The organism is Streptomyces sp. NBC_01465 (assembly GCF_036227325.1).
GTDB lineage: Bacteria > Actinomycetota > Actinomycetes > Streptomycetales > Streptomycetaceae > Streptomyces.
The window spans coordinates 3834427-3857354 of sequence record NZ_CP109467.1 but is presented as its reverse complement, the minus strand read 5'-3'; the positions used below and the strand labels follow the sequence as shown (position 1 = coordinate 3857354).

Sequence of the window (22928 nt, the reverse complement as noted above, 5' to 3'; positions counted from 1 at the left end):
CCTAGTTGCATAAACTCGGGTCCATGAGCCAGCACCCGTACCCCCACCTCCTGAGCCCCCTCGACCTCGGCTTCACCACGCTCCCCAACCGCGTGCTGATGGGGTCGATGCACATCGGCCTGGAGGAGGCGGAGAACGGCTTCGCGCGGATGGCCGCCTTCTACGCCGAGCGCGCCCGCGGCGGCGCGGGCCTCATCGTCACCGGCGGCATCGCCCCCAACGAGGCCGGCCGGCCCTGGGGCGGCGGCGCCAAGCTGACCACCGAGGAGGAGGCCGCCGAACACCGCGCCGTGACCGACGCCGTCCACCGCGAGGGCGGCCGGATCGCCATGCAGATCCTGCACTTCGGGCGGTACGCGTACCACGAGGACCTCGTCGCACCGAGCGCGATCCAGGCCCCCATCAGCCCGTTCGTACCGAACGAACTGAGCGACGCCGACGTCGAGCAGACCGTCGAGGACTTCGTACGCGCTGCCGGGCTCGCGCAGTCCGCCGGGTACGACGGCGTCGAGATCATGGGCTCCGAGGGCTACCTCATCAATGAGTTCATCGCGTCGGGCACCAATCACCGCACCGACCGCTGGGGCGGTTCGTACGAGAACCGCATCCGCTTCCCCGTCGAGATCGTGCGGCGCACGCGCGAGCGGGTCGGCCCCGACTTCATCCTCATCTACCGGCTCTCGATGCTCGACCTCGTCCCCGGCGGCTCCACCCTCGACGAAGTCACCGCGCTCGCCCGCGAGATCGAGGCCGCCGGCGCCACGATCATCAACACCGGCGTCGGCTGGCACGAGGCGCGCATCCCCACCATCGCGACCTCCGTGCCGCGCGGCGCGTACACCTGGGTGACGAAGAAGCTGATGGGCGCGGTGTCGATCCCGCTGATCATGAGCAATCGCATCAACACCCCTGAAGTCGCCGAGCAGTTGCTCGCCGAGGGACGTGCGGACATGGTGTCGATGGCCCGCCCGTTCCTCGCCGACCCCGAGTTCGTGGCGAAGGCCGCGGCCGGCCGACCCGAGACCATCAACACCTGCATCGGCTGCAACCAGGCCTGCCTCGACCACACCTTCAGCGGCAAGATCACCTCCTGCCTGGTCAACCCGCGCGCCTGCCACGAGACCGAGCTCGTCCTCTCGCCCACGCGCAGGACCAAGCGGATCGCCGTCGTCGGCGCCGGGCCCGCCGGACTCGCCTTCGCCGTCTCCGCCGCCGAGCGCGGGCACGCCGTCACCCTCTTCGACGCGGCCGACGAGATCGGCGGCCAGCTCAACGTCGCCAAGCGCATCCCCGGCAAGGAGGAGTTCGAGGAGACGCTGCGCTACTTCCGCACGCAGCTCGAACTCCGCGGTGTGGACGTGAAGTTGAACACCACGGTCACGGCCGGAGACCTCGCGGCGGCCGCGTACGACGAGGTCGTCGTCGCCACCGGTGTCTCCCCCCGCACCCCGGAGATCCCCGGCATCGACCACCCCTCCGTCCTCAGCTACCTCGACGTGCTGCGCGACGGCGCCCCCGTCGGCGACCGCGTCGCGGTCATCGGAGCGGGCGGCATCGGCTTCGACGTCGCGGAGTTCCTCACGGACGCGGGCGACGCCGCCAGCCAGGACCCCGAGACGTACTTCCGCCAGTGGGGCGTCGACACGTCGTACGCGACCAGGGGCGGTCTGCGCGCCCCCGAGCGCCCGAAGCCGCCGCGCACCGTCCATCTGCTGCAGCGCAAGACGTCCAAGGTCGGCGCGGGACTGGGCAAGACGACGGGGTGGATCCACCGCACTGAGCTCAAGCACCGGGGCGTGACGACGGTCGCGGGCGCGACGTACGACCGCATCGACGACGAGGGCCTGCACATCACGGTCGACTCCGTGGCGAGCTGCATCCCCGTCGACACGGTTGTGCTCTGCGCGGGCCAGGACCCGAGGCGCGCCCTGTACGAGGAGCTGACCGCGGCCGGCGCCACGGTCCACCTCATCGGCGGCGCTGACGTCGCCGCGGAGCTCGACGCCAAGCGCGCCATCGACCAGGGCACGCGGCTCGCGGCGACGGTCTGACGCGGCAGCGGGTACTTTTCGCCCATGTCCCTCCCGCACGCGATCCTCACCGCTCTGCTCGAAAAGCCCTCGTCGGGGCTGGAGCTGACCCGCCGTTTCGACAAGTCGATCGGCTACTTCTGGTCGGCGACGCATCAGCAGATCTACCGCGAGCTGGGGAAACTGGAGGCGGCCGGACAGATCCGCACGCTGCCGGCCGCTGCGCCGACCCGCGGGCAGAAGAAGGAGTACGAGGTCCTGCCCGCGGGCCGCGAGGAACTCATCGGCTGGGTGACCACGCCGGAGGACCCCCGCCCGTACCGCGACCCGCTCCTGCTGCGGCTGCGGGCGGCGGCGGTGGTCGGCGCGAAGGGGCTCGACGCGGAGATCCGGCGCCATCTGGGGCTGCACGAGCGGCAGTTGGCGGAGTACCGGGAGATCGAGACCCGCGACTTCCCGGAGCCTGCGGGCCTGGAGGAGGCGGACAGGCTCCGGCATCTGGTGCTGCGGGCGGGGATCGAGTTGGAGACGTTCTGGACGGGGTGGCTCGCCGAGGCACTCGCCGAGACCAGGGACTAGTCCGACGGACCTACGGCCGCGGGCCGATGTGCGCAAGATCGCCGGGAGCCTACGCTCCGGGCGGGGCCCGCAGCCGAGCGGGCCGCTTGAGGAGAGGGACCCTCGTGCCGTTCACCGGTCAGAGCCACATCCGTATCGCCCGCCCGTCCCGCGATCTCGCCGCGGCGGAGCGGTTCTGGGCGGAAGGTCTCGGGCTGAGCGTGCTGTACAGCGCCAAGGGGGACGGCACGCCCGGCCATCACGATCTGCTGATGGTGGGAGCCCCCGACGCGTCCTGGCACCTCGAACTTGTCTACAGCGAGGGGCAGTTCACCGCACCGCGCCCCACCGAGGAGGACCTGCTCGTCATCTACCTGGACGGCCCCGTCCCCGAGGAGATGGTCGCCGCCCTGGAGGCGCACGGCGGCAAGCGTGTCGCGTCGCCGAACCCGTACTGGAACGAATGGGGCGTCACGGTGGAAGACCCGGACGGCTATCGGTTGGTGCTCTGCACGCGCCCCTGGTCCAACGCCTGACGGCGGTGCGGGCCGGGTCAACAGCCCCGGCCCGCACGGTATTTGCTTAACTCAGCCGGTCGAGGACCTTGCGGAGCTGAGCGATCTCCGCGGACTGGGCCTTCACCACGTCGTCGGCCATCGCGACCGCGCCCGCGTCACGCCCGTCCTTCTGCTCGGTACGCGCCATCTCGACCGCCCCCTCGTGGTGGCCGATCATCAGCTCCGCGAACTTCCGGTCGAAGGCCACCCCCTTGGCGGCCTTGAGCTGCGACATGTCCGCAGCGGACATCATCCCGCTCATCCCGTGGTTCATCCCGGATGCCGTGACCGGCTCGTCCCAGCCCTTCAGCCAGGACGTCATCGTCCTGATCTCCGGGTCCTGGGCCTTCTCGATCGCCCCGGCCAAGGACTTGATCTCCGCGTCGGAGGCCCGGCCGTCGGCGAGCTCCGCCATCTCCAGGGCCTGCTGGTGGTGGGGGATCATCATCTGCGCGAACATCACGTCCGCGTCGTTGAAGGCCGACGCGGACGACGACGATGCCGCCGCCTTCGGCTTGTCGTCGCTGCTTCCGCAGCCCGCGAGCAGCAGCAGGCTCCCGGCCGCGGCGACAGCTCCGAACGCCATACGCTTGCTGTACTTGGACTTGGTCATGCCGAACACACCTCGTGTCGTTGTGCGTTGAGAAATGGACTGACGGGGAGAGATCGCCCGTCGGCCTAAATCCGCAGTACCGACAACTCGGTGAGATCGGGAGTACGCGGCGGCGGCCGCCCCCGCACCACCCGGAGCAGGGCCACCGGCACCCGCCCCGCCCACTCCGCCCGCCGCGCGAGCGCCGCGTACAGCAGCGCCGCGAACGCCCAGAAGCCGAGCACCGCGACGCACAACGAGGCCATGTCCATGGCGTGCGGCGGCAGTTGTACGGCGTCGTGCGCCGGCGCCTCGGGGGAGGAGGCCATCGCGGCGGCAGACCTGTGCGAAGCCCCCGGGCCCTCGCTCTCCGTCGGATGCCCCACCGTGTGCATCACGAAGACGCCGAGCGCGAGCACCACGACGACCAGCAGTCGCACCCACCGCCTCGCGCCCACCGCCGCACCTCCGCCTCGGAACTCACGTACCCCCAGAGGGTATGTCATCCCGTATTCCGCCGCACAGGCGCCCCGAGCCGATGCAATTTACACTCCGGAGGAGTCGCAAAACGGCCCAGAATGCACAAAAGCGGGAGGTTCAGGATGGCCCAGCTCACGCCGCCGACACCGGAAGAAGCCCGGCAGACCGCAGCGGACGGATGGATCTGGGGCTTCGCACTCCTGGAGAACTACCGGACGGTGTATCCGCAGGCCATCGACTCCGCCGACCCCCGCTACGTCGGCGGATTCGGCACCTTCCGGCACTATTCCGCGCCGTCCACCCCGGCCAACACCGACATCGTCACGCCGAACAACGACACCCCCTACTCCTGGGCCTGGTTCGACCTCCGCGCAGAGCCCTGGGTGATCACGGTTCCCGCCGTCGACCGCTACTACGTCCTCCCCTTCCACGACCTCGACACCTCCTACATCGGCTACATCGGCGCCCGCACCACCGGCCAGGAGCCCGGCCACTACCTCCTCGCGGGCCCCGGCTGGCGCGGCGAGGTCCCCGGCGGTCTGGCCGGGGTCCTGCGCGCGGACACCTTCCTGGTCGGCATCCTCGGCCGTACGTATCTCGCCGGGACCGACGACGTGCCGACCCTCCGCGCCATCCAGGAGCAGTACCGGCTCCGCCCCCTCTCGGAGTTCCTCGACCGGGCCGCGCCCCACCCGCCCGACGAGCCCGCGTGGCCGGTCTGGCGCGAAGAGGCCCTGGACACCGTCGAGTTCTTCACGTACCTCGACTTCCTCCTCCAGTTCTTTCCCGTACTCGACAGCGAGCGCGACCTGCGCGACCGCCTCGCCGCGCTCGGCGTGACCGGCACCGGCGAGTTCGAACCGTCCTCCCTGAAGCCCGACATCAGCGCCGCCGTCGAGCAGGGCATCGCGGACGCGCGGGCGCGGCTGGAGGAGGCGAAGAGCCGCACGGGCGGCTCCGCCCACCTCTTCGGCACCCGCGCCGAGCTCGGCACCCGCTATCTCGACCGCGCCATCGGCGCCGACAAGGGCCTGTACGGACTGCCCTCCGAGGAGGCCTGGTACGGCGGCTGGCTGCAGGACGACCAGGGCAACCGGCCCCCGAACGCCGCCGACCACGACTACACCCTGCACTTCCCGCCGGGACAGCTGCCGCCGGCCCGCTTCTTCTGGTCGGCGTCGCTCTACGGGCTTCCGCTGCGCCTGTTCACCGACAACCCCATCGACCGCTACTCGATCGGCGACCGCACCCCGGGCCTCGTGTACGACGAGGACGGCGGCCTGACCTTGTACGTACAGAAGAAGCAGCCCGAGGACCCGAAGCAGACCGCCAACTGGCTTCCCGCACCCGAAGGTCCCTTCACCGTGATCCTCCGCGTCTACGGCCCCGACCCCTCGGTCCTGAACGGCAGTTGGACCCTCCCTGCCCTCACCGCCCGCCATGGGTGACGCGATCGGCCAGATGCTGACCTCCGCGGTCGGCATCGCGATCAGCCCGCTCCCGCTGATCGCCGTGATCCTGATGCTCGCGACCCCGCGAGGCCGCTCCAACGGCATCGCCTTCGCCCTCGGCTGGACCCTCTCGCTGGCCGCCCTGGTCACGGTCGTCGTCCTGGCAGGATCCGGCGCGAACGCATCGGGCGGCGACGAAGGCCCCGCCACCTGGACGCTCTGGCTGAAGCTGGCGCTGGGGCTGCTGTTCCTCCTCATGGGCGCCAAGCAGTGGAAGGACCGCCCGCGCGAGGGCCAGGACGCGAAGCCGCCGGGCTGGATGGCGGCGATCGACCACTTCACGCCGGGCAAGTCCGCCGGTCTCGCGGCCGCGCTCGCGGTCGCCAACCCCAAGAACCTCGTCCTGGCGGTCGGCGGCGCCGTCTCCATCGCCTCCAGCACGGCAGGCGGCGGCGGCAAGGCGGTCGCCGCCGCCCTGATGGTCGTCATCGCGTCGCTCTGCGCGACGCTGCCGCTCGCCGTCTATCTGTTCGGCGGCGCGAAGGCGGCCGACGTACTGGCCGGCTGGAAGGCCTGGATGTCCCGGCACAACGCGGCGATCATGACGACCGTCCTGGTGATCCTCGGGTTCAAGTACGTCGGTGACGCGATCAGTGGTCTGACCGGCTGACCCCGGCCATCGAGTCCAGCGCCGCCAGGTCCGCCGCGTCGAGCCGGAGCGCGCCCGCGGCGACGTTCTCCTCCAGGTGGGCGGGCGAGGACGTGCCGGGGATGATCAGCACGGAGGGGGAGAGGGCGAGCAGCCAGGCGAGCTTCACCTGCGCCGGGCTCACGCCGTACCGCCCTGCGATCTCCTTCAGCAGCGCGGCGTCGGAGACGGCCTGGTCGCCGCCCTTGCCGACCAGCGGGTAGTACGGGACGAAGGCGATGGACTGGTCCGTGCAGGCGTCCAGTACGGCGGCGTCGGTACGGCTCCCCACGCTGAACCGGTTCTGCACGGCCGCCACCGGCGCGACCCGCTGCGCCTCCGCGAGCTGGTCGGCGGTGGCGTTGCTGATCCCCAGGTGCCGGATCAGCCCCTCGTCGCGCAGTTCGGCCAGCGCGCCGAAGCGCTCGGCGAGGTCCCCGTCGTCCGGCGGCTGGAGCCGCAGATAGACCAGATCGAGAGAGTCCAGGCCCAGCTCGCGCAGATTGGCGTGCACGGCGGCCTTCAGCTCCGCGGGCCCGGCGGGCGTGAGCCACTTGCCGTCGGGGCGCCGGCGGCCTGGGCCGACCTTGGTGGCGATGACCAGGCCGTCGCGGTAGGGGTGGAGCGCCTCACGGATCAGGGCGTTCGCCGTGACGTCCTGGTGGAAGTAGAAGGCGGCCGTGTCGATGTGGTCGACGCCGAGCTCCAGGGCCCGGCGCAGTACGGCGATCGCCTGCCGCGGGTCGACGCCGGGGATGCCGAAGTCGCGCATCGGCAGCCGCATCGCCCCGAAGCCCGTACGGGCCACGGACAGGTCTCCGCCGAGTGCCCAGCGTTCGGCGGCGTCGGCACGTACCTCTTCATCAGTCTTCGTCATGGGGCGATTCTGCGGCCGCACCGCCCAGGACCGGCAGAAGTGGCATCTTGCTGCCACGCGGCGGCGGGCGGCAAGATGTCCGGACCATGACCACCACCGAACCGATCGTGACCCTCCGGGGCGACCAGGACCTCGTGGCCCGGGCAGGGGATCTGATCGCCGGGGTACGGCAGGAGTTCCTGGTCGCGGCCACCGACCCGTGGACTTTCTCGCCCGGGGTGAACGCCGCCTTCGCGCGCGGCAAGCGCCCGCACATGATCCCCGGCCTGGTGATGCGCAAGCTCTACACCCCGCGCGCGGTGGCCGACGCCGAGTCCGTACGGAGGGTCCTGCGGATCGCCTCCACGGGCCCGGAGGTCCGCATCGCCGCCGCCCCGCTCCCGCACGAGGCGATCGTCCTCGACGGCAGGACCGCGATCCTGGCCGGGGCTCCGGAGCACGGCGTCCGTACGTACACGGTGGTCAGGACCCCGGAGGTGGTGAACAGCATCCGCTCGCTGATCGCGGCCACCTGGGAGACCGCGGACAGCATCGCCGCCTTCACCGGCCGCCCCCGCCCCGACCTCACCGAGGAGTCCCGCCGCATCCTGCGCACGCTGGGCGCGGGCCACACCGACGAGTCGGCGGCCCGGCAGCTCGGCATGTCGCTGCGCACCTACCGCCGCAGGGTCGCCGAACTGATGGAGACGCTCGACGCCACGTCGCGCTTCCAGGCGGGGGTACGGGCCCGGGATCTGGGCGTCGGCGCCTGACAGCAGAGGCGCGGTTACGCTTTCACCAGACCGGTTCGTCCAGTCGTCCAGTGAGAGGCACCGCCATGCAGCAGGTCCAACTCTCCGCAGGCACCGTGGAGTTCACCGACACCGGGGGCTCCGGTGAGGTCGTCGTCCTGGTGCCAGGGCTCGGCTTCGACGAGACGGTCTGGTCGGCGGTCTCGGATCAACTGGCCCCGGATTTCCGGGTGATCGTGCCCGTCCTCCCGATCGGCGGCCACCGCATCCCGATGAACGCGGACGCCGATCTGTCGGCGGAGGGGGTCGCGGCGCTCCTGGGTGAGTTCCTCGAACGCCTCGACCTGCACGCCGTCACCCTCGTCCAGAACGACGCCGGCACGGCCCAACTCCTCGTCGGCGTCGACGACAAGCGCGTCGCCCGCCTCGTCCTCACCTCCTGCGAGGCCCTGGAGAACTACCCGCCCGGCCTTCAGGGCAAGGCTCTCTACGCGGCGAGTGGCGTCCCCGGCGGGCTCTTCCTCCTGCTGCAGTCCTTCAAGGTGCCGTTCCTGGTGCGGATGAAGACCTCGCTGGGCGGGATGGCCGTGCGCCCGATTCCGTACGAGCTGATCCGCCGCTGGTACCGGCCGCTGCACACCAGCGCCGAAATCCGCCGCGACCTGCGCAAGTTCGTACGCGACGGAAAGAAGGACGTCTATCTCAGGGCGGCCGAGCGGCTGCGGACCTTCGACCGGCCCGCCCTGGTCGCCTGGGGCGCCGAGGACCGGATGATGCCGCCCGCGACCGGCCGCAGGCTCGCCGAACTGCTGCCGCACGGGCGGTACGTGGAGATCCCCGGGGCTGCGACGCTCGTCCAGCTGGACAATCCGGACGTCCTGGTGGCGGAGATCCGCGGCTTCATCGCGGAGAGTCCGCTGCCGGTGTAGGCCGGGCACCCATTCTGTAGTGGTCGATACGGATCGTGCTACGGTCCTTCCGTATCGATCACTACAGATTGATGGGGGCCTTGCCATGTCTGAACTCACCCTGCCCGCACCGACGTTCGCCCGCACCGTGCGCGGCTCCGGACCCGGGCTGCTCCTCGCGCACGGTGCGGGCGGCGGCATCGAGGCGAACTACGGGCCGATACTCGACGGCCTCGCCGCCCACCGCACCGTCGTCGGCGCCGACTACCCGGGCTCCGGTGCGACCCCGCGCGCGGACGCCCCCTTCGACCCGGACGAGCTGGCGGACCAGCTGGTCGCCGCCGCGGTCGCCGAGGGTCTTGAGACCTTCGCGATCTCCGGGTTCTCGCTCGGCGGCCCCGTCGCGATCCGCGCCGCCGCCCGTCACCCCGAGCGCGTCACGGCGCTGGTGCTGACCGCGACGTTCGCCCACGCAGACGCCAAGTTGGCTCTGGCCGCGGCCATTTGGCGCAGGCTGTACGAGGCCGGGGACCATGCGCTGCTGGCGGAGTTCCTCACGTACGCCGCCTTCGGCCACGAGACCCTGAACGCGATTCCGGCCGACGCCCTGCGCGAAGCCATCGAGCTGACCGCGGGCTCGCTGCCGGCCGGTACGCCCGAACAGACCGAGCTCGTGGGCCGGATCGACGTACGGGAGGACCTGGCGGGCATCTCCGCGCCCACGCTGGTGATCACCACGACGGGCGACCCCCTGGTCCCCGCCGCGCTTCAGCGGCAGCTCGCGGCGGGCATCCCCGGCGCGCGGACCGCCGACATCGCCACCGGACACCTGCCGTTCGCGGAGCGCCCCGAGGAGTGGCAGAAGCTCATCGTCGACTTTCTGGGCTGAGCGAAGTACGTGCGAGACGTCCGGCCTCATCGGGGGTCAGCTCCGCGCCGTGCCGGTTCTCCGCCTCGAACTCCTCCTGCCCCAGGGCCGATTGGGCCCGAGCCGTGATCCGGTCGACGTCGCCGCGTTCGGCGGACGGGAGCGGGGCGTCCACACTCCGGCGGGCCGCGTCCGCCGCGCCGAGCAGGCGGGCGGCGAGACGTGCGTCCGAGGCGAGTGAGGCCGCTCCGGCCAGGCCCTCCAGCGAGTGGGCCAGGGCGCGCGGTTCGCCGATGGAGTGGGCGGTGGCCAGGGCGGTGAGGTGGTGGGACGCGGACAGGGCGGCGTCCCCGCGGAGTTCGGCGATGAAGCCGAACTCGGTGTGCAGGAGGTGTTCGCCGACGGGAGTGGACGCGTACGTGTCGCGGATGTGCCGCAGATGCGTATCGGCGTCGTCGAGCCGGCCGGAGCGGCGGGCGCCGAGGGCCAGGCCCATCAGGGCGTGGACCTCGTCGAAGGTGTAGCCCTGCTCGACGGCCAGCCGGTGTGCCTGTTCGTGCAGGTCGCGGGCGCGGTCCCAGTCGTGGGCGAGCAGCGCGAGGCGGCCGAGGCCGGAGAGGCGGGCGGAGATCTCGCGCTGGAGGCCGAGTTCGCGAGCGAGGTCCAGGCCTTCCTGGTGGCGTCGCTCGGCCTCGGCGTAGTCGCCCTTGATCTCGGCGAGGGAGGCGAGAGGGTTGACGGACAACAACTCTCCCCAGCGGTCGCCCAGTTCACGGAAGGCGGCGGCGCTGCGCTGCCCGTCGTCCTCGATGCGGGAGAGGTCGTCGCGGGCCAGCGAGAGGGCGGCGCGCAGACCGAGCGCGGCGGCGGTGCCCCAGCGGTCGCCGGTGGCGGTGAAGAGGCCGAGGGCGCGGGTGTTGTGCTGCTCGGCGGCGTCGGGGCCGTTGGTGTTGAGGAGGGCGTACGCGTACAGCCAGGTGGCGCGGCCGTCGTCGGTCCGTACGTCCGCCGCCTCGGGACGGTCGCCGGTCAGCAGCACGAAGGCGGCGTGCAGGACGTGCGGGGCGGAGCCGGGCGGGGAGACGGCGAGCGTGGCGGCGAGGGCGCGGCGGGCTTCGTGGAGGCGGCCGCGGAGGAGCCACCACCAGGAGAGGGCGGAGGCGAGACGTACGGCGTCGTCGGAGGCTCCGCGGCGTACGGCCTCGTCGAGGGCGGCGCGGAGATTGGCGCTCTCCAGATCCAGCCGCCGCAGCGCCAACTGCTGCTCTGAACCATGCAGTTGAGGGGCGGAGCTCTCGGCGAGCTGCAGATAATGGAGGAGATGGCGTGCGCGTACGCCGTCGAGATCCTCCATCTCCTCGAGCCGCTCGGTGGCATAGGCGGCGACGGATTCGAGGAGCCGGTAGCGGGGCCCTTCAGCTCCTTCCACCATGACGACGAGAGACCGTTCGACGAGCCGCCCCACAAGATCGAGCACCGCGTCGCGCTCCACGCCGTCGCCCGCGCACACGTCCTCGGCGGCGTACAGGGTGCAGCCGTCGCGGTGGACGGCGAGGCGGCGCAGCACGATGCGTTCGGGGGCGCTGAGCAGCTCCCAGCTCCAGTCGATGACCGCGCGCAGCGTCTGCTGCCGGGCGGGCGCACCGCGCCGCCCGGAGGTGAGGACACGGAACCGGTCGCCGAGCCGGACCGCCAACTCCTGTGCACCCAGGGCGCGTACACGGGTGGCAGCGAGCTCCAGGGCGAGCGGAATGCCGTCGAGGCGGCGCACGATCTCGGTGACGGAGCGCTCGTTGCCGCTGTCGAGCGAGAAGCCGGGTGCGGCGGCGCCGGCGCGCTCGGCGAAGAGCCGTACGGCGTCGCGCTCGGGCAGCGGCTCGACGAGGAAGACGGCTTCACCGGCGATCCCGAACGGCTCCTGACTCGTGGCGAGGACGCGGATGCCGGGGGCGGAATGGAGGAGGAGGCCGGCGAGGTCGGCGGCGGCGTCGACGACGTGTTCGCAGTTGTCGAGGACGAGGAGGGCCCGACGCTCGCGCAGGGCGTCGGCGAGGGCGAGTTCGGGGGCGCGCGGTGCGGAGGTGTCGTCGCGCAGCCCGAGCGAGTCGGAGACGAGCTGGGCGAGGTCGCCGCGCTGCCCGGCGAACTCGACGAGGTGAACCCCGTCGGGGAAGGCGTCGGCCTGCGACTCCCCGGCGACGGCAACCGCAAGCCGGGTCTTGCCGACGCCGCCGGGCCCGGTGAGGGTCACGAGGCGGTGAGAGAGGAGCAGTTGGGAGACCGAGGTGAGTGCCTGGGCGCGGCCGATCAGAGGGGTGAGCGGGGCGAAGCCGACACGGGCGATCTCTGTGCCCGCAAAATTCGAGCGCGCACCGGCCAAATTCAGCCCCTCCGGCGATTGAGGAGCGGGGGTCCGGGGGCGGAGCCCCCGAATCGGGGGCGCAGGGGGCGAAGCCCCCGCCCACCGGGGCCCGGGGTCTGGGGCGGGAGCCCAAGTTTCGGGAAGGGGCGGGTTGGGGGACATGCTCCCAGGAGCCGATCCCGGACCCTGGCGCAGAATCCCCGCCCCAGGACCAAGCCCAGGATCCTGCCGCAGAATCCCCTCGTACAGAGCAACAAGCCCCACCCCCGGATCAACCCCCAACTCCTCGGCCAGCCGCCCCCGCACCTCCCCATACGCGGCCAGCGCCTCACTCTGCCGCCCCGCCAGATACAGCGCCCGTATCTGCACCGCCCGCAACCGCTCCCGCAGCGGATGCACCCCCACCAGCTCCGCCAACTCCGCGCCCACCAACCCGAATTCCCCCGCCTCGACCAGCGCCTCCGCCCGCTCCTCCACCGCCGAGACCCGCTCCTCCGCGAGCCGCCCCGCAGCAGCCCGTACGAACTCCTCGTCGGCGAAGTCGGCGTACGCGGCCCCCCGCCACACCCCCAGCGCCTCCCCGAACAACCCCGCCCGCGCCCGCGGATCATCCTCCCGCAGGGCCCGCCCCACCAGCGCCCGGAACTCCTCCACGTCCAGCAGATCCCCGTCCGCCGCGTCGATCCGCAGCCGGTAGCCGGGCGCCTGGTGGACGACCCGGTCGCGCCCGAGCGCCCGTCGCAGCTGGGAGACCTTGGCCTGCAGCGCGTTGGCGGGGCGGCCGGGCGGCTCCTCGCCCCACAGGTCGTCGATGAGCCGGTCGGCGGAGACGACCCGCCCCTCATGCGTCAACAGGTCGGCCAGCAGCGCCCTGACCTTCACCTCGGGAACCCTGACCGGCTCCCCGTCCCCGCCCCACACCGCCACCGTACCCAGCACCCCGAACCGCATGGCGCCACCGTACACAGCCCTGCTCAGAGGCCGGTCGGCGAACCGTCAGCGAACCATCAGCCCGCCCGAAGCACCCCCGGGCACGCTCGGCCGCATGACCAAGTACGGAGGCAGAACAGCGGTCGTCGTCGACGGCGCGACGGGCCTGGGCCTCGCCATCGCCAAACGCCTGATCGAGGGCGGCGCCAAGATCCTCGTGACCACCCGCACGCCTACCCGCACAGAAGCCGAACTGGGCCCGTGCGCACAGGTGTTGACGTCCGACCGGACCGATCCGACAGCCATCGCCACCCTCGCCCCCACCGTCGACTACCTCTTCCTCCCCGCAGGCCGCGAGATAGTCCTGGCCCTGCTCCCCGTCCTCCGAGACGGCGCCGCGGTCGTCTTCACGCAGGCCACTCCTCGCCCCGCCCTGCGCGCACTGTCCGCCGAACTCACCGCCCACGGCATCCGCGTCAACGCCGTGGCCCCCGACTGCGGCCACGCGGCCAGGACCGACGCTGCGGCCCGCGCCGCACTCTTCCTGGCGGCGGACGCCCCGTACACGACGTGCGCCCAACTCCCCATCGCCACAAGCCAGTTCTGACCCCAGCACCCAAAGGACAGAAGCAGCCATGACCAGCACCCTCACCCCACAGCACACCCCTCCCCGCACACTCCCCCTCCCCGCCCTCCTGGCCCTCGCCACCGCCGTCTTCATCACCAGCCTCACCGAGACGCTCCCCGCGGGCCTCCTCCCCGCGATGAGCGCAGACCTCCACGTCAGCGAGTCCGCGACCGGCCAGACGGTGACGGTCTACGCGATCGGCACCGCCCTCACCGCCATCCCGCTCTCCGCCCTCACCTCAGGCTGGCGCCGCAAGCGCCTCCTCCTCACCGCGATGGCGGGCTTCGCCGCCGCCAACACGGTCACCGCCCTCTCCTCCGACTACGCCCTCACGATGGCGGCCCGCTTCGTCGCCGGAGTGGCCGCGGGCGTGGCCTGGGCGCTCCTCGCCGGTTACGCCCGCCGGCTCGCCCCCGCGCACCTCCAGGGCAGGGCGATCGCGATCGCCATGGCGGGCATCCCCCTCGCCCTCTCCCTCGGTGTCCCCGCAGGGACGTTCCTCGGCAAGGCGGTCGGCTGGCAGACGGCGTTCCTGGCGATGACGGGACTGACCGCCGCCCTGCTCGCCTGGATCACAGCAGCCGTCCCCGACTTCCCGGGTCAGCGCCAGTCGGGCAAGAACAGCCCGCTCCTCCACACCCTCCGCATCCCCGGAGTGACCCCGGTCCTCTTCGTCACCCTGGTCTTCGTCCTGGCGCACACGATCCTGTACGCGTACGTCGCCGCCTTCCTCGACCACATCGGCATGGGCGACGCGACCGACCTGGTCCTCCTCACCTTCGGCGCCGCCTCCCTCCTCTCCATCTGGATCGTGGGCGCGACGATCAGCCGCCACCTCCGTGCGCTGACGCTCGCGGGCACGGTCCTGGTCGGGGCGGCCGCCGCCCTGCTGGCCGTACTCTCCGACAGCCCCGCCCTCGTCTACGTGGCGGCCGCCCTCTGGGGCCTGGGCTGGGGCGGCATCCCCACCCTGCTGCAGACCGCCGCGGCCGACGCGGGCGGCGAGTCCGCGGACGCGGCGCAGGCGATGCTGGTCACGCTCTGGAACGCGGCGATGGCCGCCGGGGGTGTGGCCGGCGGGATCCTCCTCGACGCGGCCGGCGCCGCCTCGCTGCCCCGGAGCGTGCTCGTACTCCTGGTGCCGGTTCTGATCGTGGTGCTGGCGGCGCGCACGCACGGGTTCAGGCGCGCGGCTTCTTCCCGGTGAGATGGGCGAAGACGACGACATTGCCCAGGTACTCCTGCTTGGCCTTGCTGAAGCCGCCGCCGCAGGTGATCAGGCGCAGTTCGGGGCGGGCGGCGCGGCCGTAGACCTTCTTGTCGGGGAAGTCGTCCGAGGCGTAGACCTCGATGGCGTCGATCGTGAAGACGGCGGTGGTTCCGTCGGCACGGTCGACGTCGACGGTGTTGCCCTTCTTGAGGGCGCCGAGCCCGTAGAAGACGGCCGGACCCTCGTGGGTGTCGACATGGCCGGCGACGACCGCCGTGCCGGTGGCGCCGGGGGTGGTGCCGTCCTCGTACCAGCCGGCGAGATTGCGGTCGTCCTCGGGCGGCGCCGTGAGACGACCTTCGTCGTCCAGGCCGAGGCCGGTGAGGGGGGCGTCGAGGTGGAGCGCCGGGATCCGTACGCGCTGCGGTACGGACGGGGCCATCGGGGCGACGCGCGACTCGCCGCCCGAAGGGGCCGAGCTGTCGAAGGCCTGGGCGGCGCCCGGCTGCGGCGGGGGCCCGTCCGCCGAGGCGCCGTTGCTGATCATGGCTATGCCCAGGCAGAGGGCCATGGTGGTCGCAGCCGCCATCAGGCCGCGGCGCGCGATCCCCTCGCTGCCGGATTCGGTGGAACGCATGGGGGAACCTCCGGCGAAAGCGAACGGGGGACTACCTCCCGAGCACACCCCGCGCCCCGGCACGACGCCTGCTGACGAGGCGTCACTTCCAGCCGCGCATCTCCCTGCCGCGTCACCCGGATGCGCGGAGTCCGCAGGTCACCGGGGCCCGTCACATTCGGCCGGTCCGTTCCGTCAAAGGGGTGTAGCCAACAGAAACCACTGAGGAGCCCACGATGGAAGCTCGACTGAACCCCTTCACCAGCCCGGTCGGCGCCAAGGTCCTGCGCCACATCAACTCGGCCGGCGCCGCCGTCACCCGTACGGAGCTGCCGCACGCCACGCAGGAGCTGGTGAAGCTCCGCGCCAGCCAGATCAACGGCTGCGCCTTCTGCACCGACATGCACAGCAAGGACGCCGCACACGCAGGCGAGACCCAGACCCGGCTGAACCTGGTGGCCGCCTGGAGGGAGGCCACGGTCTTCACCGACGCCGAGCGCGCGGCCCTGGAACTGACCGAGCAGGGCACCCGCATCGCGGACGCGGCCGGCGGCGTACCGGACGAGGTCTGGGAGAACGCCGCCAAGCACTACGACGAGGAGCAGCTCATCGCGCTCGTCTCCCTCATCGCCATCATCAACGCCTACAACCGCTTGAACGTCCTCGTGCGACTGCCCGCGGGCGACTACGTGCCCGGCCAGTTCGCCTGAAGGCGGCCCCGCACCCGCTGGCTAGTCTGCACGGGTGACCACCGAGCTGACCCTGCTGCCCCGAGTCGCCCTCCGCGGGCAGGACGTCACCGCGCCCCGGCTGCGCGGACTGCTGGCACTGCTGGCCGACGACGTGCGGGCCGGCTGCACCACCGGCCGGCTCGTGGAGGGGCTCTGGCCGGACGCGCGGCCCGAGCACCCCGGCAAGGCGGTGCAGGTGCTGGTCTCGCGGGTGCGGTCGCAACTGGGGGCCGAGCTGATCGTGAGTACGCCGACGGGGTACCGGCTGGCGCTGGACGAGACCCGGGTCGACAGCTCCGCACTGCTGCTGCACGAGGCGGCCGGTGCGGAGCTGACGCGTTCCGGCGACCATACGGGCGCCCTCGCGGAGGCCGAAGCGGGCCTCGCGCTCTGGGACGGGGCGGTCGCCGTAGGAGCCGCGGAGGACCTGCACGATCCGGTGGTCGCGCTGCGTACCGCACGGTCCGCAGCCCACAGGTCGCTCGTACGCACCCGGGCGCTGGCCCTGTCCCGGAGCGGGCGGCGGGAGGAGGCGGCGGGACCGCTGGCCCTGGTGGCCGACCAACTCCCGCGCGACGAGGAGGTGTTGGCGGAGCTGCTGCGCTGCGTCGCGTCGACCGCCGGTCCGGCCGCCGCGCTGAGCCGGTACGACGCCTACCGGCGGGGGCTGCGGGACGAGCTCGGCGCCGATCCGGGCGCCGGGCTCAGGGCCGTACACCAGGAGGTGCTGCGGGCCGGGACGCCCGTGGTGCTCCGCGGCGTACCGCACGACCCCAATCCGCTGCTCGGGCGGGACGCGGATGTCGCCGCCGTGGCCGGGCTGCTGCGGACCGCGCGGGTCGTCACCGTCGTCGGCCCCGGCGGTCTCGGCAAGACCCGGCTCGCGCACGCCGTGGGCCGTGCCGCCGAAGAGGGCGTCGTGCACTTCGTGCCGCTGGCCGGGGTCGGCGCCGACGGCGACGTGGTCGAGGAGGTGGCCTCGGCGATCGGCGTCGGGGACAGCCGGCCCTTCGCGGGGGATCGTGTCGCGGGCATCCTCTCCACGCTGGGCAGCGGGCCCGCCCTGCTGGTGCTCGACAACTGCGAGCAGGTCGTCGCGGGCGCCGCCGACCTCGTACAGGCGCTGGTGGCACGGTCGAAGGACGTACGCGTGCTCGCCACCAGCCGGGCCGTGCTCGGCCTGACCTCGGAGTCCCTGTACGCGCTGCCGCAGCTGAGCCTCGCCACCTCCGTCGAACTCTTCGCCCAGCGGGCGCGGTCCGCCCGCCCGGACGTGGAGCTGCCGCAGGATCAAGTCGCGGCACTCTGCGGCCACTTGGACGGACTTCCGCTGGCGGTGGAGCTGGCGGCGGCGCGGGTGCGCGCGCTGTCCGTGACCGAGATCGCCCGCCGCCTCGGCGACCGGTTCGCGCTCCTGCGCGGCGGTGCGCGCGACGCGCCCGAGCGGCACCGCACCCTGCACGCGGTCGTCGAGTGGAGCTGGAATCTGCTGGAGCCCCGGGGGCGGTCGGCGCTGGCCGCGCTCTCGGTGTTCCCCGGCGGCTTCGCGGAGGACGCGGCGGAACGCGTACTGGCCGAAGGCGGTGACGGGGACACCCTCCTGCTCCTGGAACAGCTGGCCGACCAGTCCCTGATCAGGGCGTCCGACACCCCGTCCGGGGTGCGCTTCCACATGCTGGAGACCGTGCGGGAGTTCAGCGCGGCCCGGCGCGAACAGGCGGGCGACGGGGAGGCCGCCACGGCCCGATTCCTCGCCTGGGCGCGGGACTTCGGCCGTACGCACCACGAGGTGCCCTTCGGCAGTGTCCCGCTGCCCGCCCTGTTCCGGATGCGGGCCGAGCAGGACAACCTCGTCCTGGCGCTGCGGCACGCGCTGACCCGCACCGACGGCCCCACCACCGCGGCGGTCACCGCCGTACTCGCCACGCTGTGGGGCACCGACTCCCACCACACGCGGCTCACGGCCCTCGCCGCCGACACGGGTGGCCCGCTCTCCCACTTCCGCCCCGGCGCCGAAGACGTCGATACGGCACGGAGCGCGGCGGTGATCTGCGCGGCGAGCCTCTTCATGGGCCAAGGTCCGCACGCGGTGCGTCACCTCGTCACCCTGCGCCGCCTGCCGCCCGCTCCGCCGGACACACTGCTGCGGGCACTGGCCGTCGTCCTGTGCGCGGTCCCCGGCATGCGGCCGCCGGAGTACGCGATCCTGCAGAAGCTGTGCGACGCGGACGAGCCGCTGCTCGCGGGCGTCGCGGAGTGCGTCGCCAGCTACGTATGGCAGTACGAGCGCGACGTGGAGCGGGCGTTGGCCTCAGCCCGCAGAACGCTCGGTGCCCTGGCGCCGCTGGCCAATCCGGCGACGAAGATGATCAGCCTGGGCCGGATCAGCGAGCTGTGTCTGCAGACCGGGCGCGGCGAGGAGGCGTACGGCCATCTGCGGGCGGCCCTGGCCGCGCTCGACGGGTTCGGGGCCTGGTCGGATGCGATCGGTGTCCGCTGGGGCCTGGTGCTGGCCTGTCTGCAGCGCGGGGAGGTCGACGAGGCGGAGTACTGGCTGGAGTTGGCGGCCCTCGACCCGCAGCCGGAGACGATGCTGGTCTTCGCACCGGATCTGGCGGCACGGGCGGAGATCGCGCTGGCCCGCGGTCTCACCGAGGCCGGTCTCGGCCTGTGGCGGCAGGCCGTGGAGCGCGTGCGGGAGAGGAGATCGCCGGACCCCGCCGATCCGTTCCTCAACCCGTGGGCGCTGCAGGTGCAGTCGGCGGCGGTGGCTGCGCACGCCGGGCAGGGCCGGATGGAGCCGGTGGCGGACCTGGCCGTCCAACTTCGCGACCGCATGCGGGAGTTGCTGGCGGAAGAACCCGGGGCGGGGAACCCGGCGGTCGTGCCCGTGTACGGCACGGTGCTGCTGGCGCTCGGCCTGGCGGGCCTCGCGGAGGGTGATGTGTCGGCCGTACGGCTGATGGCACTCGGTGAACGTCTGGGGGTACTGCGGGAGTTCCCGCCCATGGCGGCCGATCGGGCTCGGCGGGCCGTGGAGGACGCCGACGGGGCGGCGTACGCCGACGCGGTGTCGGAGTACGCCGCCCTGGAGCGCGACGCGTTGCAGGCGGCCGCACTGCGCGAGGTCAGCGAGCGGTGGGCTCGCGGTTGAACTGCGCCTTCGACCAGAAGTAGCCGAGCCCGGTCAGGGCCACGCACCACCCGACGGCCAGCCACCCGTCGCTGCCGATCCCGCTGCCGAGCAGCAGACCGCGCAGGGTCTCGATGGCGGGGGTGAACGGCTGGTACTCGGCGAACCAGCGGAACCACCCCGGCATGGCATCTACGGGCACGAACGCGCTCGACAGGAACGGCAGCATCATCAGCGGCATGGCGACGTTGCTGGCACCCTCGGGATTCGGGCTGGCCAGCCCCATCCCGACGGCGACCCAGGTGAGCGCGAAACTGAACCCCGCGAGCAGCCCGGCGGCGGCGATCCACTCCAGTACGGTGGCGCCCGGCCGGAACCCGATGGCGAGCCCGATGCCCAGCACGAGCACCAGGGCGGCCAGCGTCTGCAGCACACTGCCGACGACATGCCCGACGAGCACGGAGGCGCGGGAGATCGCCATGGTGCGGAAGCGGGCGATGATCCCCTCGGTCATGTCCATACAGACGGACACCGCGGTGCCGACGGCGGTCCCGCCGATGGTCATCAGCAGGATGCCGGGGACCAGATAGGCGATGTACTGCGAGCGGTCCGCACCGCCCCCGCCGATTCCGGCGCTCATCACGTCCCCGAAGACGTACACGAAGAGCAGCAGCAGGACGATCGGCATGAGCAGGACGTTGAGGGTGAGGGACGGATAGCGCCGCGCGTGCAGCAGATTGCGGCGGAGCATGGTGGACGAGTCGCGCAGGGTCAGGGCGAGGCTGCTCATCGGACGGTCTCCTTCTCGGCGGCGGTCCGACTGGTGAGGGCGAAGAACACGTCGTCCAAGTCGGGGGTGTGCACGGTGAGTTCATCGGCCTGTACGTCACAGGCGTCGAGCCGATCGAGGATGGAGCGGAGCTCACGCTGGCTGCCGTCGCTGGGCACCGTCAGCGACAGCGCCCCGTCGTCCCGCGTGACCTCCCGCAGGGCGCCCGCCGCATGCTCGTACGCCACCGGATCGGCGAACCGCACCCGCACATGCCCCCCGGGCACCAGCCGCTTGAGCTCCGCCGCGGTCCCCTCGGCGGCGATCTTCCCGTCGTTCAACACCGCGATGCGGTCGGCGAGTTCATCGGCTTCGTCCAGGTACTGGGTGGTGAGGAAGACGGTGACGCCACCCGCGACCAGCTCGCGGATGATGCCCCACATGGTGTGCCGGGAGCGCGGGTCGAGCCCGGTGGTCGGCTCGTCGAGGAAGATGATGCGCGGACTGCCGACCAGGGTCATGGCGATGTCGAGCCGCCGCCGCATCCCCCCGGAGTAGGTGGAGGCGGGGCGCCCGGCGGCCTCCCGCAGATCGAACCGCTCCAGCAGCTCGGCGGAGACCCGCCGCCCCTCGCCCCTGGGGAGATGGTGCAGATCGGCCATGAGAAGCATGTTCTCCTCACCGGTAATGAGCCCGTCGACGGCGGAGAACTGCCCGGTGACCCCGATGACACCCCGCACCCCGTCGGCCTCCCGCACAAGATCGTGCCCGCCCACCCGCACCTGCCCCGCGTCGGCGCCGATGAGGGTGGAGAGGATCTGGACGACGGTGGTCTTGCCAGCCCCGTTGGGCCCGAGGAGAGCGAAGACGGTCCCCGCAGGAACCCGGAGATCGATGGAGTCGAGGACGGTCTTCTCGCCGTAGGACTTGCGGAGCCCGGTGGCCGAGACGGCGAGTGGGCTGGTCGTTGTCGTCATACGGAAGAGAGTGCGACCGACCCGGTTCACGGCGGTTTCAGAACGGTTTCAGCGCCTCAGGCGCCGGTCAGCGCTGCCGGTGCGCCGTCCGTCTCCCTCAGGGACGCGGACAGGGCGCGGGCCTCGTGCTCGGTCATCCGGGAGGTCTCGTACGGCACCGCGTTGACCCAGCGCTGCGTCAGCCGGGCGATGCGCTCGCCGTACCGCTCCGCGGTGATCAGGTCGCCGGGCGATCCGGCCTGCTCCGGGCCCTGGTCGGCGTTGCTCTGGCTCATCAGGCCCAGCCACGAGCCCAGCCGGTTCACATCGTCGCGGGAGCCACCGCTCCAGTTGTTGCCCGGCATGTCGCCCACGCCGATCCACTGCATGCCCATCTGCGCGCCGAAGACGGCCAGTTGCTCCAGGACCGTCAGCTTGTCGCCGCTCTGCGAGGCGGACATGGTGAACGCTCCGGCCAGCTTGTCCTTCCACGCCTGCGTGATGAACGGTGTGAAGGCCGCCTCCATGAACGCCTTGAACACCGCGGACACACTGCCCATCAGCGTGGGGCAGCCGAAGACGATCGCGTCGGAGCGCTCGAGCAGCGCCAGTACCTCCGCGTCGTGCCAACGGCCCTCGACGACGTCCTCGGGCCGGATCTCGACGAGATGCACCTGTGCGCCCGGCACCCGCCGCGCCCCGTCGGCGAGGTGCTCGGCCAGGACCCTGGTGTGCCCGTGTACGGAGTGGTGGACCACTGTCACCGTGACTGTGTCATTGCCCGTCATACGCTCTTCACTGCTTTCGGTCGTAGGTCGAACCCTGCGTGCCGACCCATCACAACCCGCGCACGGCAGGGCATCAACGCCGAAGATCGGCATGCAGCGATCGGCCGCACCGATCGATCGCGTTAGCCTGGCCCCGTGGACAGGATGGAACTGGAATCGTTCGTCGCCGTCGCGGAAGAACTCCACTTCGGCCGCGCCGCCGCGCGCCTGCACCGGGGGCAGCCCACCGTCAGCGATGCCGTCAGGCGGTTGGAGAGCACCCTGGGCGGGCGGCTGTTCCACCGCACCAGCCGCCGGGTGTCCCTGACCGATCTCGGCGAAGCGCTGCTGCCCGACGCCCGCGCCGCCCTGGCCCAGCTGCGCCGCTTCCAGCAGCGCGGACGCTCCCTGGCCGCCGGCGACCAGGCCCGTACGACCCTCGTCGTGGCCCAGGCCGCGTACACCTGCGACCAACTGCTGTTGTGCTGCCTGCCGCAACTCCGCGACCGTTTCCCCGACGTGACGATCGTGCCGGAGTCCATGGCGACCACGGCCCAGCTCACCGCCCTGCGGGCGGAGACGATCGGTCTGGGCATCGGCTGGGCGACGGGCGACGTCAGCGGCGTACGGGCACGGGTGCTGTCCACCGAGAGGTTCATGGCACTCGTACCCGAGACCCACCCGCTGGCCGGGCGCGCCGAGCTGAGCGCGTCCGAACTGTCCACCACGGCCCTGCTCACCTGGCCGCACCAGATCAACAGCGGTCTCTGCGACCGGCTTCTGGCCGCATTCCGTATCGACGGAGCCGACCTGCGCATCATCAGAACCGCCGACAGCGTGCAGGCGATCGCCGCGCATGTCGCCGCGGGGACGGGCATCGGCATCACCGTCGAATCCGCCCTCGACCACCAGCCGCCCGGCCTGCGCGTGATCCCCCTCACCGGACCTTCGACCACCGCCGACCAGGTCGTCCTCACCGCGACCGAGCCCTCGGACACCGCCGTCGCGCTCTGCGACCTGCTGCTGCGGGCATCGGCGGAGTCGCCCCCACCGGTGACACAGCTCGGGCCCGGTACCGACTGATCG

Annotated in this window: 21 protein-coding genes; 13 read left to right on the top strand and 8 right to left on the bottom strand. The window is 72.1% G+C overall.

Annotated features, from left to right (window positions below; translation table 11 throughout):
• The first annotated feature begins 23 nt into the window (after window positions 1-23).
• The 3 genes from OG707_RS18130 to OG707_RS18120 all read left to right on the top strand — a co-directional run bounded on the left by OG707_RS18130 (window position 24) and on the right by OG707_RS18120 (window position 3124).
• Entirely contained in the window at window positions 24-2051 is a 2028-nt protein-coding gene (locus OG707_RS18130) for an NADPH-dependent 2,4-dienoyl-CoA reductase (RefSeq protein WP_329119492.1), read from the top strand.
• Window positions 2052-2075: 24 nt separating this feature from the next.
• Window positions 2076-2609 (top strand): PadR family transcriptional regulator, encoded by a 534-nt coding sequence (locus tag OG707_RS18125; protein ID WP_329119490.1) that lies wholly within the window; start codon window positions 2076-2078, stop codon window positions 2607-2609.
• 104 nt (window positions 2610-2713) lie between these two features.
• Window positions 2714-3124, top strand: coding sequence for a VOC family protein (locus OG707_RS18120; RefSeq protein WP_329119488.1), 411 nt, complete (start codon window positions 2714-2716; stop codon window positions 3122-3124).
• Between the two features lie 46 nt (window positions 3125-3170).
• On the opposite strand, the gene OG707_RS18115 is transcribed toward OG707_RS18120, so the two are convergent.
• Both OG707_RS18115 and OG707_RS18110 read right to left on the bottom strand, forming a co-directional pair.
• On the bottom strand, window positions 3171-3758 hold the full coding sequence (locus tag OG707_RS18115; protein ID WP_329119486.1) for a DUF305 domain-containing protein: 588 nt from the start codon (window positions 3756-3758) through the stop codon (window positions 3171-3173).
• 65 nt (window positions 3759-3823) lie between these two features.
• Entirely contained in the window at window positions 3824-4195 is a 372-nt protein-coding gene (locus tag OG707_RS18110; protein WP_329119484.1) for a DUF6153 family protein, read from the bottom strand.
• Between the two features lie 144 nt (window positions 4196-4339).
• Between OG707_RS18110 and OG707_RS18105 the strand changes: the two genes are divergently transcribed.
• Together OG707_RS18105 and OG707_RS18100 are read left to right on the top strand one after the other, a co-directional pair.
• The gene (locus OG707_RS18105; protein ID WP_329119482.1) at window positions 4340-5665 is read left to right on the top strand and encodes a DUF1254 domain-containing protein; all 1326 of its coding nucleotides are present in this window, start codon (window positions 4340-4342) and stop codon (window positions 5663-5665) included.
• Window positions 5658-6338, top strand: coding sequence for a GAP family protein (locus OG707_RS18100; protein WP_329119480.1), 681 nt, complete (start codon window positions 5658-5660; stop codon window positions 6336-6338). The genes OG707_RS18105 and OG707_RS18100 overlap by 8 nt, the downstream gene beginning before the upstream one ends.
• Here the strand turns inward: OG707_RS18100 and OG707_RS18095 are convergent.
• Window positions 6319-7233 carry an aldo/keto reductase gene (locus tag OG707_RS18095; protein ID WP_329119477.1) on the bottom strand — a complete coding sequence of 305 codons (915 nt, stop codon included), beginning with the start codon at window positions 7231-7233 and terminating at the stop codon, window positions 6319-6321. The genes OG707_RS18100 and OG707_RS18095 overlap by 20 nt on opposite strands.
• A gap of 86 nt (window positions 7234-7319) precedes the next feature.
• Here OG707_RS18095 and OG707_RS18090 point away from each other — a divergent pair, with 86 nt between their 5' ends.
• The 3 genes from OG707_RS18090 (at window position 7320) to OG707_RS18080 (ending at window position 9761) form a co-directional block, all read left to right on the top strand.
• The gene (locus OG707_RS18090) at window positions 7320-7985 is read left to right on the top strand and encodes a DNA-binding response regulator (RefSeq protein WP_329119475.1); all 666 of its coding nucleotides are present in this window, start codon (window positions 7320-7322) and stop codon (window positions 7983-7985) included.
• Window positions 7986-8050: 65 nt separating this feature from the next.
• Window positions 8051-8893 (top strand): alpha/beta fold hydrolase, encoded by an 843-nt coding sequence (locus OG707_RS18085; protein WP_329127858.1) that lies wholly within the window; start codon window positions 8051-8053, stop codon window positions 8891-8893.
• A gap of 85 nt (window positions 8894-8978) precedes the next feature.
• Window positions 8979-9761, top strand: a complete 783-nt coding sequence (locus OG707_RS18080; protein WP_329119473.1) for an alpha/beta fold hydrolase — start codon at window positions 8979-8981, stop codon at window positions 9759-9761.
• Here OG707_RS18080 and OG707_RS18075 read toward each other — a convergent pair.
• On the bottom strand, window positions 9739-13053 hold the full coding sequence (locus OG707_RS18075; protein ID WP_329119471.1) for an AfsR/SARP family transcriptional regulator: 3315 nt from the start codon (window positions 13051-13053) through the stop codon (window positions 9739-9741). The genes OG707_RS18080 and OG707_RS18075 overlap by 23 nt on opposite strands.
• Before the next feature lie 94 nt (window positions 13054-13147).
• Between OG707_RS18075 and OG707_RS18070 the strand changes: the two genes are divergently transcribed.
• Both OG707_RS18070 and OG707_RS18065 read left to right on the top strand, forming a co-directional pair.
• On the top strand, window positions 13148-13639 hold the full coding sequence (locus OG707_RS18070; RefSeq protein WP_329119469.1) for a short-chain dehydrogenase: 492 nt from the start codon (window positions 13148-13150) through the stop codon (window positions 13637-13639).
• 28 nt (window positions 13640-13667) lie between these two features.
• Window positions 13668-14867: an MFS transporter gene (locus OG707_RS18065; protein ID WP_329119467.1), complete on the top strand. Its 1200-nt coding sequence runs from the start codon at window positions 13668-13670 to the stop codon at window positions 14865-14867.
• Here OG707_RS18065 and OG707_RS18060 read toward each other — a convergent pair.
• Complete coding sequence (locus OG707_RS18060) at window positions 14842-15507, bottom strand: class F sortase (protein ID WP_329119465.1); 666 nt, start codon at window positions 15505-15507, stop codon at window positions 14842-14844. The two genes, OG707_RS18065 and OG707_RS18060, sit on opposite strands and share 26 nt — an antisense overlap.
• Before the next feature lie 215 nt (window positions 15508-15722).
• Here OG707_RS18060 and OG707_RS18055 point away from each other — a divergent pair, with 215 nt between their 5' ends.
• Together OG707_RS18055 and OG707_RS18050 are read left to right on the top strand one after the other, a co-directional pair.
• On the top strand, window positions 15723-16196 hold the full coding sequence (locus OG707_RS18055; RefSeq protein WP_329119463.1) for a carboxymuconolactone decarboxylase family protein: 474 nt from the start codon (window positions 15723-15725) through the stop codon (window positions 16194-16196).
• Between the two features lie 34 nt (window positions 16197-16230).
• Window positions 16231-19371: an ATP-binding protein gene (locus tag OG707_RS18050; RefSeq protein ID WP_329119461.1), complete on the top strand. Its 3141-nt coding sequence runs from the start codon at window positions 16231-16233 to the stop codon at window positions 19369-19371.
• Here OG707_RS18050 and OG707_RS18045 read toward each other — a convergent pair.
• The 3 genes from OG707_RS18045 to OG707_RS18035 are packed head-to-tail and all read right to left on the bottom strand — an operon-like array spanning window position 19346 to window position 21863.
• Window positions 19346-20140 carry an ABC transporter permease gene (locus OG707_RS18045; protein WP_329119460.1) on the bottom strand — a complete coding sequence of 265 codons (795 nt, stop codon included), beginning with the start codon at window positions 20138-20140 and terminating at the stop codon, window positions 19346-19348. The two genes, OG707_RS18050 and OG707_RS18045, sit on opposite strands and share 26 nt — an antisense overlap.
• Complete coding sequence (locus OG707_RS18040; RefSeq protein ID WP_329119459.1) at window positions 20137-21096, bottom strand: ATP-binding cassette domain-containing protein; 960 nt, start codon at window positions 21094-21096, stop codon at window positions 20137-20139. Before OG707_RS18040 ends, OG707_RS18045 begins: the two co-directional genes overlap by 4 nt.
• A gap of 56 nt (window positions 21097-21152) precedes the next feature.
• Window positions 21153-21863 carry a flavodoxin family protein gene (locus OG707_RS18035; RefSeq protein WP_329119457.1) on the bottom strand — a complete coding sequence of 237 codons (711 nt, stop codon included), beginning with the start codon at window positions 21861-21863 and terminating at the stop codon, window positions 21153-21155.
• Window positions 21864-22007: 144 nt separating this feature from the next.
• Between OG707_RS18035 and OG707_RS18030 the strand changes: the two genes are divergently transcribed.
• Window positions 22008-22925 (top strand): LysR family transcriptional regulator, encoded by a 918-nt coding sequence (locus tag OG707_RS18030; protein WP_329127855.1) that lies wholly within the window; start codon window positions 22008-22010, stop codon window positions 22923-22925.
• Window positions 22926-22928: the final 3 nt, after the last annotated feature.

Bases quoted from the DNA above. Each gene is read 5' to 3' on its own strand.
- OG707_RS18130 (WP_329119492.1), top strand. From the start codon at position 24: ATGAGCCAGCACCCGTACCCCCACCTCCTGAGCCCCCTCGACCTCGGC.
- OG707_RS18125 (WP_329119490.1), top strand. From the start codon at position 2,076: ATGTCCCTCCCGCACGCGATCCTCACCGCTCTGCTCGAAAAGCCCTCG.
- OG707_RS18115 (WP_329119486.1), bottom strand. From the start codon at position 3,758: ATGACCAAGTCCAAGTACAGCAAGCGTATGGCGTTCGGAGCTGTCGCC.
- OG707_RS18105 (WP_329119482.1), top strand. From the start codon at position 4,340: ATGGCCCAGCTCACGCCGCCGACACCGGAAGAAGCCCGGCAGACCGCA.
- OG707_RS18100 (WP_329119480.1), top strand. From the start codon at position 5,658: ATGGGTGACGCGATCGGCCAGATGCTGACCTCCGCGGTCGGCATCGCG.
- OG707_RS18095 (WP_329119477.1), bottom strand. From the start codon at position 7,233: ATGACGAAGACTGATGAAGAGGTACGTGCCGACGCCGCCGAACGCTGG.
- OG707_RS18090 (WP_329119475.1), top strand. From the start codon at position 7,320: ATGACCACCACCGAACCGATCGTGACCCTCCGGGGCGACCAGGACCTC.
- OG707_RS18085 (WP_329127858.1), top strand. From the start codon at position 8,051: ATGCAGCAGGTCCAACTCTCCGCAGGCACCGTGGAGTTCACCGACACC.
- OG707_RS18080 (WP_329119473.1), top strand. From the start codon at position 8,979: ATGTCTGAACTCACCCTGCCCGCACCGACGTTCGCCCGCACCGTGCGC.
- OG707_RS18075 (WP_329119471.1), bottom strand. From the start codon at position 13,053: ATGCGGTTCGGGGTGCTGGGTACGGTGGCGGTGTGGGGCGGGGACGGG.
- OG707_RS18070 (WP_329119469.1), top strand. From the start codon at position 13,148: ATGACCAAGTACGGAGGCAGAACAGCGGTCGTCGTCGACGGCGCGACG.
- OG707_RS18065 (WP_329119467.1), top strand. From the start codon at position 13,668: ATGACCAGCACCCTCACCCCACAGCACACCCCTCCCCGCACACTCCCC.
- OG707_RS18060 (WP_329119465.1), bottom strand. From the start codon at position 15,507: ATGCGTTCCACCGAATCCGGCAGCGAGGGGATCGCGCGCCGCGGCCTG.
- OG707_RS18055 (WP_329119463.1), top strand. From the start codon at position 15,723: ATGGAAGCTCGACTGAACCCCTTCACCAGCCCGGTCGGCGCCAAGGTC.
- OG707_RS18045 (WP_329119460.1), bottom strand. From the start codon at position 20,140: ATGAGCAGCCTCGCCCTGACCCTGCGCGACTCGTCCACCATGCTCCGC.
- OG707_RS18040 (WP_329119459.1), bottom strand. From the start codon at position 21,096: ATGACGACAACGACCAGCCCACTCGCCGTCTCGGCCACCGGGCTCCGC.
- OG707_RS18035 (WP_329119457.1), bottom strand. From the start codon at position 21,863: ATGACGGGCAATGACACAGTCACGGTGACAGTGGTCCACCACTCCGTA.
- OG707_RS18030 (WP_329127855.1), top strand. From the start codon at position 22,008: ATGGAACTGGAATCGTTCGTCGCCGTCGCGGAAGAACTCCACTTCGGC.